This window comes from Paraburkholderia tropica (assembly GCF_014171495.1).
Classification (GTDB): domain Bacteria; phylum Pseudomonadota; class Gammaproteobacteria; order Burkholderiales; family Burkholderiaceae; genus Paraburkholderia; species Paraburkholderia tropica.
Genome location: NZ_CP049134.1, coordinates 1094018 through 1107947, shown reverse-complemented (window position 1 = coordinate 1107947; position 13930 = coordinate 1094018). Strand labels below are relative to the sequence as shown.

The 13930-nt window shown below is 63.7% G+C and carries 13 protein-coding genes and 1 rRNA gene; 9 read left to right on the top strand and 5 right to left on the bottom strand.

The window, feature by feature from the left end:
• Positions 1–2 precede the first annotated feature (2 nt).
• Both G5S35_RS05015 and G5S35_RS05010 read right to left on the bottom strand, forming a co-directional pair.
• Positions 3–1535: ribosomal RNA gene (locus G5S35_RS05015) — 16S ribosomal RNA — on the bottom strand.
• Positions 1536–1693: 158 nt separating this feature from the next.
• Entirely contained in the window at positions 1694–1948 is a 255-nt protein-coding gene (locus G5S35_RS05010) for a hypothetical protein (protein WP_183038694.1), read from the bottom strand.
• Positions 1949–2187: 239 nt separating this feature from the next.
• On the opposite strand from G5S35_RS05010, the gene G5S35_RS05005 reads away from it, so the two are divergent.
• From G5S35_RS05005 to G5S35_RS04990, 4 genes are all read left to right on the top strand, one after another.
• Entirely contained in the window at positions 2188–3402 is a 1215-nt protein-coding gene (locus G5S35_RS05005; protein ID WP_183038693.1) for a DUF2863 family protein, read from the top strand.
• Between the two features lie 206 nt (positions 3403–3608).
• Positions 3609–4547 (top strand): response regulator transcription factor, encoded by a 939-nt coding sequence (locus G5S35_RS05000; RefSeq protein ID WP_074984837.1) that lies wholly within the window; start codon positions 3609–3611, stop codon positions 4545–4547.
• A gap of 10 nt (positions 4548–4557) precedes the next feature.
• Positions 4558–5232: an energy-coupling factor ABC transporter permease gene (locus G5S35_RS04995; RefSeq protein WP_065064652.1), complete on the top strand. Its 675-nt coding sequence runs from the start codon at positions 4558–4560 to the stop codon at positions 5230–5232.
• A gap of 291 nt (positions 5233–5523) precedes the next feature.
• Positions 5524–6231: a BspC domain-containing protein gene (locus G5S35_RS04990; protein ID WP_074984835.1), complete on the top strand. Its 708-nt coding sequence runs from the start codon at positions 5524–5526 to the stop codon at positions 6229–6231.
• Positions 6232–6345: 114 nt separating this feature from the next.
• On the opposite strand, the gene G5S35_RS04985 is transcribed toward G5S35_RS04990, so the two are convergent.
• Together G5S35_RS04985 and yaaA are read right to left on the bottom strand one after the other, a co-directional pair.
• On the bottom strand, positions 6346–7509 hold the full coding sequence (locus tag G5S35_RS04985) for a M14 family metallopeptidase (protein WP_065064626.1): 1164 nt from the start codon (positions 7507–7509) through the stop codon (positions 6346–6348).
• Between the two features lie 78 nt (positions 7510–7587).
• Positions 7588–8385 carry a peroxide stress protein YaaA gene (gene yaaA, locus G5S35_RS04980; protein WP_065064624.1) on the bottom strand — a complete coding sequence of 266 codons (798 nt, stop codon included), beginning with the start codon at positions 8383–8385 and terminating at the stop codon, positions 7588–7590.
• A 65-nt stretch (positions 8386–8450) separates the two neighbouring features.
• Here yaaA and G5S35_RS04975 point away from each other — a divergent pair, with 65 nt between their 5' ends.
• Together G5S35_RS04975 and G5S35_RS04970 are read left to right on the top strand one after the other, a co-directional pair.
• A complete protein-coding gene (locus G5S35_RS04975) occupies positions 8451–8942 on the top strand; it encodes a putative toxin-antitoxin system toxin component, PIN family (protein ID WP_065064622.1) in 492 nt (163 codons plus the stop codon).
• Positions 8943–9015: 73 nt separating this feature from the next.
• Positions 9016–10209, top strand: coding sequence for a pyridoxal phosphate-dependent aminotransferase (locus G5S35_RS04970; RefSeq protein WP_065064620.1), 1194 nt, complete (start codon positions 9016–9018; stop codon positions 10207–10209).
• Positions 10210–10303: 94 nt separating this feature from the next.
• On the opposite strand, the gene G5S35_RS04965 is transcribed toward G5S35_RS04970, so the two are convergent.
• Positions 10304–10945 carry a glutathione S-transferase family protein gene (locus G5S35_RS04965; protein WP_065064618.1) on the bottom strand — a complete coding sequence of 214 codons (642 nt, stop codon included), beginning with the start codon at positions 10943–10945 and terminating at the stop codon, positions 10304–10306.
• A 272-nt stretch (positions 10946–11217) separates the two neighbouring features.
• Between G5S35_RS04965 and G5S35_RS04960 the strand changes: the two genes are divergently transcribed.
• Genes G5S35_RS04960 through G5S35_RS04950 form a run of 3 tightly spaced genes read left to right on the top strand, consistent with a single transcriptional unit; the run spans position 11218 to position 13880 of the window.
• The gene (locus tag G5S35_RS04960) at positions 11218–12009 is read left to right on the top strand and encodes an oxepin-CoA hydrolase, alternative type (RefSeq protein WP_065064616.1); all 792 of its coding nucleotides are present in this window, start codon (positions 11218–11220) and stop codon (positions 12007–12009) included.
• Positions 12006–12725, top strand: coding sequence for a histidine phosphatase family protein (locus tag G5S35_RS04955; RefSeq protein ID WP_065064614.1), 720 nt, complete (start codon positions 12006–12008; stop codon positions 12723–12725). Before G5S35_RS04960 ends, G5S35_RS04955 begins: the two co-directional genes overlap by 4 nt.
• Before the next feature lie 39 nt (positions 12726–12764).
• Positions 12765–13880 (top strand): phosphotransferase, encoded by a 1116-nt coding sequence (locus G5S35_RS04950; RefSeq protein WP_110327628.1) that lies wholly within the window; start codon positions 12765–12767, stop codon positions 13878–13880.
• Positions 13881–13930 lie beyond the last annotated feature (50 nt).

Sequence of the window (13930 nt, the reverse complement as noted above, 5' to 3'; positions counted from 1 at the left end):
GGAAAGGAGGTGATCCAGCCGCACCTTCCGATACGGCTACCTTGTTACGACTTCACCCCAGTCATGAATCCTGCCGTGGTGACCGTCCTCCTTGCGGTTAGACTAGCCACTTCTGGCAAAACCCACTCCCATGGTGTGACGGGCGGTGTGTACAAGACCCGGGAACGTATTCACCGCGGCATGCTGATCCGCGATTACTAGCGATTCCAGCTTCACGCAGTCGAGTTGCAGACTGCGATCCGGACTACGATCGGTTTTCTGGGATTGGCTCCACCTCGCGGCTTGGCAACCCTCTGTTCCGACCATTGTATGACGTGTGAAGCCCTACCCATAAGGGCCATGAGGACTTGACGTCATCCCCACCTTCCTCCGGTTTGTCACCGGCAGTCTCCCTGGAGTGCTCTTGCGTAGCAACTAGGGACAAGGGTTGCGCTCGTTGCGGGACTTAACCCAACATCTCACGACACGAGCTGACGACAGCCATGCAGCACCTGTGTTACGGCTCCCTTTCGGGCACTTCCACCTCTCAGCGGAATTCCGTACATGTCAAGGGTAGGTAAGGTTTTTCGCGTTGCATCGAATTAATCCACATCATCCACCGCTTGTGCGGGTCCCCGTCAATTCCTTTGAGTTTTAATCTTGCGACCGTACTCCCCAGGCGGTCAACTTCACGCGTTAGCTACGTTACCAAGTCAATGAAGACCCGACAACCAGTTGACATCGTTTAGGGCGTGGACTACCAGGGTATCTAATCCTGTTTGCTCCCCACGCTTTCGTGCATGAGCGTCAGTATTGACCCAGGGGGCTGCCTTCGCCATCGGTATTCCTCCACATCTCTACGCATTTCACTGCTACACGTGGAATTCTACCCCCCTCTGCCATACTCAAGCGATGCAGTCACCAATGCAGTTCCCAGGTTGAGCCCGGGGATTTCACATCGGTCTTACATCACCGCCTGCGCACGCTTTACGCCCAGTAATTCCGATTAACGCTTGCACCCTACGTATTACCGCGGCTGCTGGCACGTAGTTAGCCGGTGCTTATTCTTCCGGTACCGTCATCCCCCGGCCATATTAGGACCAGGGATTTCTTTCCGGACAAAAGTGCTTTACAACCCGAAGGCCTTCTTCACACACGCGGCATTGCTGGATCAGGCTTTCGCCCATTGTCCAAAATTCCCCACTGCTGCCTCCCGTAGGAGTCTGGGCCGTGTCTCAGTCCCAGTGTGGCTGGTCGTCCTCTCAGACCAGCTACGGATCGTCGCCTTGGTGAGCCTTTACCTCACCAACTAGCTAATCCGCCATCGGCCGCCCCTATAGCGCGAGGTCCGAAGATCCCCCGCTTTCATCCGTAGATCGTATGCGGTATTAATCCGGCTTTCGCCGGGCTATCCCCCACTACAGGACACGTTCCGATGTATTACTCACCCGTTCGCCACTCGCCACCAGGTGCAAGCACCCGTGCTGCCGTTCGACTTGCATGTGTAAGGCATGCCGCCAGCGTTCAATCTGAGCCAGGATCAAACTCTTCAGTTTAAACCTGTTACTGTTTTCGGTTCTTTCGAACCGGTCGCTCACTCAAAGCTGACAGGTATCTGAATTGCTTCAAAAACCTGACTTACTTTAGTGTGAGACTCTTGATACTTTTGCTTCTCCTGACCGGCTCCGAAGAACCCGCCAGGTCGCATCACCTATCAAGCGCCCACACTTATCGGCTGTAAATTTTTAAAGATCGCGTCGCGCAAACTGCCCGGTTCGACTGCCGCACCGTAGTGCGCTGTTACTACCCGGCGTTTGCTGCGTTGCTGCGTCAGCAGCAGAGAAACGAGATTATGAAGTCTCTTTTTCGTTTCGTCAACTTCTTTTTTTACGTCGCCGCTTAAAAAGCTTGTTGATCCTGCGAACCCGCTCGTTTCGTCGCGGGCTTCGCGCTGCGGTGTCAGTGACATCGAATTGCGAAGGAGGCGAATTCTAGTCACACGCATGACTTATTGCAAGCGGATTTTTGGTATGTCCTTCAAGCGTCAAACCGAGGCTTCAAACCGCACGACACCCCCAGCAGAAGCCCGCCAACGCATAGAACGGCACGCGGCCGCACGCCCTCTTCTCCCCATCCTGTAGGGCAAACCGATGGCCTGCGCGGAACAGACTAGAATATGGGGTTCTCTGCATCCCAACTCACAGATTTATGCGCTCGCGAATCGCCAAACGCCTCCCCCCTGACGCCGACAAGCTTGTCGGCCTGTCGCTCGCCCTGTTCGCCTCGGGCAGCCGCACCGAAGACCGCTTCTGGGAGGCCAAGCTCGACACGCTCCTAGCGAAGGTCGTGCGAAACGGCAATCAGACCACGCTCGACGCCGCGCTCGATCATCTGCAGCAGAATCATCCGGACGCCTACGGCGCGCTCGCTGACATGGCGGAAACGCATAGCGAGTCGTTCATTCTCGAGCACGAGGGCGAGAAGTACGAAGCGCTGCTGGTTGCCGCGCCCGTGCTCGCCTGGACGCGCTACGTGATTCCGTCGGGTCCGCTGAAGGCCGATGCCTCGGAAGCCCTGCGCACGCATCTGCAGGCACACGTGCTGGCGAGCGGCACGCATGTCGCGATGGCGCCCTATCTCTATAGCATCGACCAGCTGCCGCGCCATCACGTGGAAACGTGGCGCCTCGCCCAGCAGCTTTCGCAGTCGGCGCTGACCGGCAACGTCGCGAAGATCAGCACGGGCGAGCTGCCCGAGACGTCGCCGATCCTCGCCGATCCGCGTTTCCTGCTCGCCGTGGTGGCTGCACCGCTCGGCGCGCCGCTGTTCCGCTGGCAGGAAGAAGAAAACGGCTCGCGCATCGAGCGCGGGCAGTGCCTCGAACAATGGGCCACGCAGGGCGGTGCCAATCTGGCCGTCGTCATGCCGGGCTGCGAGTTCGAATGCCTGCTGCCGGACGCGTACTACTCCGCCTGCCGCGACGCCGACGAGCGCGTGCGCCCGCACACCATCCGCACCGCCGTACGCTATCTGCTCGACACGATCGGCGCGACGGCGCAAGACCTGCGCGCCGTCGTCGCCGGCTTCGGCGAACGTCGCATCGACGAATACCGCATCGGCTTCACGAAGCGCGGCAGCAACGACGTGCTGTACGGCGTCGTCTGGCCGCTCTACGGTCGCGAAAACGGTGACGCGGAGATCGACGAAGAGCCGTCCGAAGAAAGCGACGCCACCGGCCCGCTCGAAGAAATCGTGACGCTGCTCAAGGAATCGGGCATCACCGATATCCGTCGCCACGCGGGCCGCTTCGAGCCGGAATATTGCGACGATTGCGGCGTGCCGCTCTATGCCGATCCGCTCGGTGAAATCGTCCACGCCGAGATGCCGGAAGATGCTGAGCCCGTTCAGCCGCACTTCCACTAAGCAACGCGGCGTATTCCTACCCGCTGCATCCCAAGTCCCGCCACTGTGCGGGATTTTTTTTTGCCCTACGTCCTACGCCATCTGGACAGGCCGTCAAACGGCGGCCTTTTTGTCATCATGGTGCGGTAGTTCCGGTTTCGAGCGACGTGTGCCGAAGGTACGCGCAGCACAACATTTCGAGAGGCAATACACGGGAGGGCAGTGTTATGCGGTTTGCTGTATTCAATCCGGACGCCGAACGGCGCGAAGGGCTCAAGGCGCTGTTAAGACAAATCGACCGTCGCGCGCGTTTCAGCGACGCCCCTGACTGGCGTAGCGCCGAACGCGCGGCGCAACGTTTCACCCCGAATCTGTTCGTGATCGACTGGCACGACGGCATCGTCGCCGGCGAACTGCGTCAGTTCGTGAGCCGGCACCGCACGCTGCCCATCGCCGTGCTCGTCGATCGCACCGAACCGCCGCATAAGGTTCGCGCCCTCCTCTCCGAAGGCGCGCGCGGCATCATCCGCCGCACCACGGATTCGATTCTGATCGTCAAACTGCTCGAACTGATTCTGCTTGGCGGCGACCATCTGCCCGCCGATGTCTTTGGTCCGACGTTCTGCCCGCCCGGTGCGTGGCCGGTTCCGCCACGCCGCAATGCACGCGGCATGCCACTGCCGCGCAAACTCTCGACCCGGGTGGCACTCTCGCCGCGCCAGGAGCAGATCCTGCGTTGCGTGCATATGGGCAGCACGAACAAGATGATCGCGCGCGCACTCGGCATCAGCGAAGGCACGGTCAAGGTTCACCTGGCGAGCATCTTCCAGCAACTCGGCGCGCCCAACCGGGCGGCGGCCGTGGCGATCTACAACGGCTTGCTGTCGAATCAGCTGCAGGTGCTGCGCACGCGTCGCGACAGTCCGCGCAAACCCGCACATGGCGAACACGGCCCCACGCCACTGCGCGCCCGCGTAGAAGCGGAGTTCCGCTATCCGTTGCTGACAGACGACACCTTCGCGCCGCTACCGATGGCCGCGGAGCCCACGCCGCCTTACGGCGACACGGCGCCCGCGCCCTGCAACCCGCCCGGGACCACCCTCGTCGATACAGAAGACCCCGAAGCGCCGCCAGGCAGCGCACACGTTTTGCCCTCCAACGAGTAATATGAAGCTCATGGGGTTCCTCTATACGCCACTACCGTTGTGGGTCATCGTCGGTGCATGGGTTGCATCGGCGGGTCTGCTCGCGTTCGCGCTATGGAACAACCCGTTCAAGCGTCTGCAGGACGCGACGCTCCAGCACGTGTGGCTCGCCATTATCGTGGCCGTCTCCGTGCTGTGGGCGAGTAACGCGTGGCTCGAAGACGGCACCGTGCTGCATCTGCTCGGCGCCACCCTCGTGGTCACGCTGTTCGACTGGGGCCTGGCGCTCATTGCCATGGCCGTGGTCGTCGCCCTCGCGGCGCTGGTGTTCGACTCGCCGTGGGACGGCGTCGCGCTCACCTTCCTCGTCTACGGTGCGTTTCCGGTCTGCCTGTCGGCGTTGCTGCAGCGCGCCTTCACGGCCTGGCTGCCGCGCAATCTCTTCATGTTCATCGTCGGGCAGGGCTTCGTCTCACCTGCCATCGCCGTCTCCGCCGCGGCGTATCTCGCGCTCGGCACGCACATCGCGCTCAACAACGGCTCGATGCTCGCGGTGCCGGCCGGCTACGCGTTCAGCGTGTTCCTGCTCGCGTCCGGCGAGGCCTGGTTCACCGGCATGGCGACCGCACTGATCGCTGTCTACCGTCCCGCGTGGGTCACGACTTACGACGTGCGACGCTATCGCCTCGGCGGCCCTCGCACCTGAGCCAGGCTGAGCAAAACCGAGCGCACCTGAGAGCACCTGAGAGCACCTAAGCAACGCTGACGCAAGCAACGCGTCGCCTCCCTGATGGTTTCCTCGATTGCGGTCCGCCGGTCGTACGCTAGAATGAATCGGCGCCTGCGGCCACACGCCGCGTCGCGCTCAGTGCGTGTGCGGCAACAACGGTCGATCCCACGAGGGCAACGCGCGAAATAATTGTTTCAGGATTGAACTCAACCACGCAGCGCAGCATCTTACGGTGCCAGACGTTCCACCCTCATCCAGAACAATCAGATGGACCGCAACATCGCTTTCCGCCAGTTGCTGCGTACTGGAGGCCGACTGGTCGCCTGCGCCGCGAGCCTGATGCTCGTCTGCACGCTGCCCGCCGAGGCCGATCAGCTCGAGCAGCAAAACGATCTCGTCAACACCTACGTCACGCAGATGCATGCCGATCCGCTGGTCGCGCGTTGCGCCGCGCACGGCAACTTCATCGCCGGCACGTCGAGTGTGCTCGATCACGTCGAATTCCCGCCCAGTTCCTTCGATAGCGCGCACGCCACCGTCACGCCCTGGAACGATTCCTTCGATGAAGGCAAGCAGCGCGTGAAGGTTGATACGATCGTCACCGTCGACGGCATCGGCATTCCGCAAGACAGCAGCCACGCGCCGTACGATCTCAAATTCCGTTGCGGCTACGTCGGTCAGCAGATCCTCGCCTTCAGCTGGAACGATCCCGAACCGCCCGCACGTGCGCGCAGCGAGCGCAGCAGCGCGTCGCCCGGCGCGGCGCACGTGAGCGGCAAACACACCGCCAAGTCGAAAAAGGCGACCGGCAAGAGCAAGGGCACGACGAAGAAGTCGACGAGCAAGTCCAGCCACAAGTCCTCGTCCACCTCGTCGAAGAGCGCCACGAAGTCCGCATCGAAATCGACCACGAAGTCCACCGCGAAAGCCACAGCGAAGAAGTCGTCGACGAAGAAAAAGTCGACGGCGCAGTAAGCGCGGCACGACAGTTCACGCACACAACAGCGCGAACAAAAAAGGGGGAAGCGGCTCACACCGCTTCCCCCTTTTTCATATCGTCACCGTCGTGGCGATGCCGTCAGGCGAACCTCAGGCGAAGGTCTCAACGTGATGGAGAATGGCCTGCAGCATCGCCGCACCGAGCGACGCGCTGCGCTCGCCGTTCCAGCCCACGCGCTCGTCGGGCAGATTCGCGTTGTCCTTGAACGGCATTTCGAGCGTGAGCGAGAGACAGCCGTAACGATGGCCGATGTACTTCGACGCCAGCTTGAGCGCGTCCTCGCGATAGCGGCTCGCTTCGTAGCCGTGCTTGTCCTGGAAGTCGGGGCTCGCGATCTTGAAGGCGTCGATGAACGCCTTCTGCTCCGTGCGCTGCTGATCCGTGAAACCCGGCAGCATTTCCGATCCCGCCACGAACACATAAGGCAGCGTTTCGTCGCCGTGAATGTCGAAGAACAGATCGCAGCCGGTCTGCTCGATCGCGTCGCGCACCACGAGCACTTCCGGGCTGCGCTGCGCATCCGGCTCCATCCATTCGCGATTGAGGTTCGCGCCCACGGCGTTCGTGCGCAGATTGCCGTGCACGCTGCCGTCCGGGTTCATGTTCGGCACGATGTGGAAAATCGCTCGGTCGAGCAGCTTGCGCGCGACCGGATCGCCCGACCAGTCGCCCCAACCCGCCAGCCGCTTCACGAGACCTTCGACGAACCATTCGGCCATCGATTCGCCCGGATGCTGGCGCGCGATGATCCACACGGTCTGCTTGGGCTTGCCTTCGGGCGTGGTGTCGCCGGGCATGCCGAGCGAGAGCAGCGACATCGGCCGGCCCTCGACGCTCTGGCCGAGCTCGCTCAGCGTGGCGTGCGGCAACTGCTGCAGCGCGCCGAGGAATTCCGAGTGGCGCTCCTCGCCGTACGGCTCGAAATACGCGTAGTAAATGCTGTCGAAATCGGGCGTGTGCTCGATGGTCAGCGCCTTGCCGTCGTACGAGGTCGGCACGCGGAACCAGTTCACGCGGTCGTAGCTCGCGACGGCCTGATAGTCGCGCCAGCCTTCGGGAAACGCGCATGCCGATGCGTTTTCGAAGGTCATCGTGCACGGCTCGCCGCGCGCGCCCGTCAGGCGGAAGTAGAACCACTGCGCGAATTCGGACTGATTGTCGGGGCGCACGCGCAGGCGGATGTCGTCGGGCTGCTCGCACGACAGCACTTCGATCGCGCCCGCGTCGAACTGGCTGGAGATGGAAATCGTCATGGCAATATCCTTGGCTGGATCGGTGCTCGCGCGCCGCTCAAACGGTCAATCTATCAATCTATCAATCGGTCAAATCGCTCAATCGGCGATGCGACGGCGGAATACGTAGGTCGAATCGTTCGATGCGCCCGCATCGAATGCATAGCCTTCGCTGTCGAAGGCCTTGAGCGCTTCGGGTTCGGCGATGCGGTTCTCGACCGCATAGCGCGCCATCAGACCGCGCGCGCGTTTCGCGTGGAAGCTGATGATCTTGTAGCGGCCGCCCTTCCAGTCTTCGAAAACCGGCGTAATCACAGGCGCGTCGAGCTTCTTCGGCTTCACGGCCTTGAAGTATTCGTTCGACGCGCAATTCACGAGCACGCGTGCGCCGTGCTTCGCGCTCTTCGCGTGGTTGTGCTCGAACTGCGCGTTGAGCGCGTGCGTGATGCGCTCGCCCCAGAACGCGTAGAGATCTTTGCCGCGCGCGTTCTCGAAGCGCGTGCCCATCTCCAGGCGATACGGTTGCAGCAGATCGAGCGGACGCAGCAGGCCGTAGAGACCCGAAAGCACGCGCACGTGGTTTTGCGCGTAGTCGAGGTCGGCGTGCGAAAGCGATCGGGCGTCGAGACCCTCGTACACGTCGCCGTTGAACGCGAGCACGGCCTGCTTCGCGTTGCTCTGGCTAAAGCGCGTGGACCAGTCGGCGTAACGCTGGAAATTCAGGCGCGCGAGCGGGTCGGAAATGCTCATCAACGTGCCGATCTGCTGCGGCGACAGGCGGCGCAGGCCGTCGATCAGCTCGGCCGCGTCGTCGACGAAATCGGGGATGGTGTGGGTGTCGACGTGCGCCGGCGTGTCATAGTCGAGCGATTTGGCCGGCGACAGAACGATTATCATAGAGGCTTGCAGGGCACGCGGTGCCCATGTTCAAAGGCGAAAGCCCGATTGTAGCGAATTCACGAATGACCGGTTTTACGCCCCGGAATCCCGACGCGCCCATCGTGGTGCTCGACTCCAATGTCTGGCTCGACATCCTCATCTTCGACGATCCCCACACGCGGCCGATCCGCGCCGCGCTCGAACGCGGCGCGCTCACAGCGCTGATCGACGCGCGCTGCCGCGGCGAGCTCGCGTTCGTGCTCGATTATCCGCATCTGCAGGGGCGCGGCGTGGACAAGGCCGGCGCGCTGGCCGCGCTTGCGCCGCTCGTCTCGCTGATCGAGCCGCCCGAGTTGCCCGCCGACGCGCGCGCGCTGCCGCAATGCCGCGACCGCGACGACCAGAAGTTTCTCGAACTCGCGCGCGCGAGCGGCGCGGCGTGGCTGGTCTCGAAGGACCGCGCCGTGCTCAAGCTCGCGAAGCGCATCGCGCGCGACTTCGGTTTCCGGATCGGCACGCCCGATGTGTTCGTCGCCGAATGCGGGCTGGGCGGCGCGGCCGAAGCCGCCGCCTGAACCGGCGCACGCAGCCGCGCCGATTTCCCTACAATCAGGCTTTCCTGTTCCTCCGATTCCAGACGACCGCGCCATGAACGCACCGCATCCTTCGCAAGCTCCGTCGACGCAGAACCTGCTCACGCCCTCTTTTCCGTCGCGCCTGCCCGACGTCGGCACGACGATCTTCACGGTGATGAGCGCGCTCGCCGCCGAAAAGGGCGCGGTCAATCTCGGTCAGGGCTTCCCCGATTTCAACTGCGATGCGCGCATCGTCGACGCGGTGGCGCAAGCCATGCGCGACGGGCACAACCAGTATCCGCCGATGGCCGGCGTCGCTGCGCTGCGCGAAGCGATCGCCGGCAAGATCGAGCAGGTCTACGGCCGCCGCTACGACGCCAACAGCGAAATCACGGTGACGGCGGGCGCCACGCAGGCGCTCCTCACGACGATTCTCGCGACCGTGCATCCCGGCGACGAAGTGATCGTGGTCGAGCCGACCTACGACAGCTATCTGCCGTCGATCGAACTCGCGGGCGGCAAGCCCGTGTTCGTGACGCTCGAAGCGCCCGATTACGCGATTCCGTTCGACCGCCTCGCCGCGGCCATCACGCCGAAAACGCGCCTGATCCTCATCAACACGCCGCACAATCCGACCGGCACGGTCTGGCGCGCCGAGGACATGCGCAAGCTCGAAGAGATCGTGCGCGGCACCAACGTGCTGATCCTCTCCGACGAAGTCTACGAACACATGGTCTACGACGGCCAGCCGCACGAGAGCGTGGCGCGCTATCCGGAACTGGCCGCGCGCAGCTTCATCGTGTCGAGCTTCGGCAAGACGTTTCACGTGACCGGCTGGAAAGTGGGCTACGTGGCCGCGCCCGCGCCGCTCACGGCCGAATTCCGCAAGGTGCATCAGTTCAACGTGTTCACGGTGAATACGCCGATGCAGGTGGGTCTGGCGCAGTATCTGCGCGATCCGCAGCCGTATCTGGACCTGCCCGCGTTCTATCAGCGCAAGCGCGACTTCTTCCGCGCTGGCCTCGCGAACTCGCGCTTCAAGCTGCTGCCGTGCGAAGGCACCTACTTCCAGTGCGTCGATTATTCGGCGATCAGCGACCTGCCTGAAGCGGAGTTCTCGAAGTGGCTCACTTCGGAGATCGGCGTGGCGGCTATTCCGGTGTCGGCGTTCTATCACGAGTCGCACGAATCGGGCGTGGTGCGCTTTTGCTTCGCCAAGCAGGAGAGCACCCTCGCCAGCGCGCTCGAACGGCTCGCGCGGCTCTGAGCGCGTAACATCCCGCCGCCCCGCCAGCGCGATGACGCCGCGAACCGCCTCGAGGCGTGTCCGGTCATCGCACGGCAGGGCGCGCTTGCGCGCGTTACGCGTTCGCTTCGAGGTACGCCTTGCGGTCGGCGCCCACGCGCTGCGCGGCCGGGCGCTCGCTCACGAGCTTGACGTACGCCTTCCAGTCCACGCCGGCCTCGGCGAGGAAATCGCGGCCGTAGACCTTCTGCGTCGCCATGCCGACGAGCGGCAGGCTCACGAACGCCGCCATGTCGGCCACGCCGAACTGCTCGCCGCCCACGTACGGCGCGAACTTCGCGAGCCGCTTGAAGCTCGCCACATAGCGGTTCAGACGCTTTTCGACCGTCGCCTTCACTTCGTCGCTGGCCTTGCCGCCGAAGAACGCCTCGCCGTACAGCTCGCGCGCGACCAGCTCCAGATGCGTTTCGATGAAGGTGATCAGCTCACGCTCCTTGGCGGCCTGCCACGGATCGGCCGCGAAGATGCGCTTCTCCGGAAAGCGCGCCGCCAGATACTCGACAATCACTTCCGACTCGCACAGAAAGCCCTGCTCCGTTTCGATGTAGGGCACCTTGCCGCCCGGCGATTCGGCGAGCTGCGCCTCGGCGAGCGGCAGCTTCGTCAGCACTTCCTCGAACGGAATGCCGTGCTCGAGCAGCACGAACTTCACCTTGTTGTAGTAGTTCGAGACCGCAAAACCATGCAGCTTGATCATCCTCGTCTCCTCCTTGGGGGCGATGCGCGGCAATCCGGGATTGCCGAACCGTTTTCATGAAAATGTACGACCGTGCTATTCTAGGCCAATCATGGAGCCAGGCTTCCAATGACTTTCCATCATTTCAATATTGAGACATCCGGCGACGATGCGGCAACGTATCCCGCCGACACCTTCGCGAAACTCGCCGTAAAAGGCAAGTCCGGCAAACGCGCCGCGTGCAGCGTCACGCGCCTGCGCGCCGTTACCATCGCATCGAACGAGGCCCAGTCATGAGCGCCGAACTCCTCAGCACCCGCCCGCACGGCCACGAATCGACGCTCGTGCTCACGCTCTCGAATCCCGGCGCGCGCAATGCGCTGCATCCCGACATGTACGCCGCCGCGATCGAAGCGTTCGACACCGCCGAGCGCGATCCGTCGCTGCGCGCGATCGTCCTCACGGGCGCCGACAACTTCTTCTGCGCGGGCGGCAACCTGAACCGCCTGCTCGAAAACCGCGCGAAAGACCCGTCGGTGCAGGCCGCCAGCATCGACATGCTCGCCCAATGGGTGACGGCCATGCGCCAGTGCAGCAAGCCCGTGATCGCCGCCGTGGAAGGCGCCGCGGCAGGCGCGGGCTTCTCGCTCGCGCTGGCCGCCGACCTGCTGGTGGCCGCCGAGGACGCGAAGTTCGTCATGGCCTACGCGCGTGTCGGCCTCACGCCCGACGGCGGCGGCTCGTGGTTCCTCGCGCAGTCGCTGCCGCGCGCGCTCGCGTTCGAATTGATGGCCGAAGGCAAGCCGATCGCCGCGCCGCGCCTCGCCGAACTGGGCGTCGTCAACCGCCTCGCCAAACCGCAGGGCGCGCTCGACGCCGCGCTCGCCTGGGCCGACGAACTCGCGAAGATCGCACCGAACTCGGTCTCGCGCATCAAGGGTCTGACGAACGTCGCCGTCACGCACACGCTCGACGAGCAGCTCGCCGCCGAACGCGACAACTTCGTCGCCTCGCTGCATCACAGCGACGGCCTCGAAGGCATCACCGCGTTCCTCGAAAAACGTTCCCCGGTCTACAAGCGATGAGCGAATTCCAGTTGCCGCAGCGCCGCCGCATCTATCTGATGCGCCATGGCGACGTCACCTATTTCGACGATTCAGGCCGCGCGATCGATCCGGACACCGTGCCGCTCAACGACAACGGCCGCGCCCAGGCGAGCGCCGCCGGCGCGGCGTTCGCGCAGCAAGGCGTGCGCTTCGACCGCGTGATCGTGAGCGGCTTGCGGCGCACGATCGAAACCGCGCAGCATGTGCTCGACGCGACCGGCCAGCAGATCGCCCTCGAAGAACAACCGGCGTGGCAGGAAATCCGCGGCGGCCGTCTCGCCGACATCGCGCCCGCCGACATCGAGAACGCGTTTCTGCGCGCCTTCGACGGCGTCGTGTCCGAAGAGACGCGCTTTCTCGGCGGCGAAAGCATCGGCGAACTGCTCGATCGCGTGCTGCCCGCTATCGCCGAACTGCGCGCCGATCCCGCCTGGGACACGGCGCTGCTCGTGCTGCACGGCGGCGTGAACCGCGCGATTCTCTCGCACGCGATCACGGCAGGCGGTCGCATGTTCTTCGGCCACCTCGCGCAAACCACCGGCTGCATCAACGTGCTCGATGCGGGCGCGGCGCCGCACGACTGGGTCGTGCGCGCGCTGAACCACGCGCCGCCCTCGCCTTTGCATCGCGACACCCGCAACACCACGATGGAGATGCTGTACGCGCAATATCTGCGCTATCGCCCGCAGCGCTAGCGCGTTGCACCGACGGCTTACACAAGAACGGAGACAAACATGGCGCAAGCCACCCCGGATGGAGACAAGAACGCCGCCGACAAGTCCACCGACTTCTCGGCGTTCGAAGGCACGCGGCCCGTGGCCGACCGTCAACGTTTCGATATCGACGCCTTGAGCGCGTGGCTCACGGCGCACGTCGCGGGCTTCGCCGGACCGCTCACAGTCGAGCAGTTCGCCGGCGGCCAGTCGAATCCCACCTTCAAGCTCGTCACGCCCACGCGCAGCTACGTGATGCGCGCGAAGCCGGGGCCGAAGGCGAAGCTGCTGCCTTCGGCGCACGCCATCGAGCGTGAATATCGCGTGATGGATGCGCTCGGCGCCACCGACGTGCCCGTCGCGAAGATGCTCGCGCTGTGCGAAGACGAAGCCGTGATCGGCCGCGCGTTCTATGTGATGGAGTTCGTCGAGGGCCGCGTGCTCTGGAACCAGGCACTGCCCGGCATGACGCGCGAGGAACGCGGCGCGATCTACGAGGAAATGAACCGCGTGATCGCCGCGCTCCACAACGTGAAGCCCGACGCCATCGGTCTCGCGGACTTCGGCAAGCCCGGCAATTATTTCGCACGCCAGATCGATCGCTGGAGCCGTCAATATCAGGCCTCGGAAACCGAGTCGATCGACGCGATGAATCGCCTGATCGAATGGCTGCCGCAGCATATGCCCGACGATCAGGGCTCGCGCGTGTCGGTCGTGCACGGCGACTTCCGCCTCGACAACCTCATCTTCCATCCGACCGAGCCGCGCGTGCTCGCCGTGCTCGACTGGGAACTCTCGACGCTCGGCGATCCGCTCGCCGACTTCTCGTATCACTGCATGGCGTGGCACGTCGAGCCTGGCCAGTTCCGCGGCATCGGCGGACTCGACTGGCAGGCGCTCGGCATTCCCGACGAGCAGCATTACGTGCAGCGGTATTGCGAGCGCACCGGCCTCGAAATCCGCGGCGACTGGAACTTCTATCTCGCCTACAACATGTTCCGCATCGCGGCCATCCTGCAAGGGATCATGAAACGCGTGGTCGACGGCACCGCCGCCAGCGCCCAGGCCGCCGACGCCGGACGCCGCGCGCGGCCGATGGCCGAACTCGCGTGGCACTACGCGCAAAAGGTGCGCTAGCCGCGCGCCGGATTTCCTGACTCATCATCGGCAAACCGATCAGCAAACCC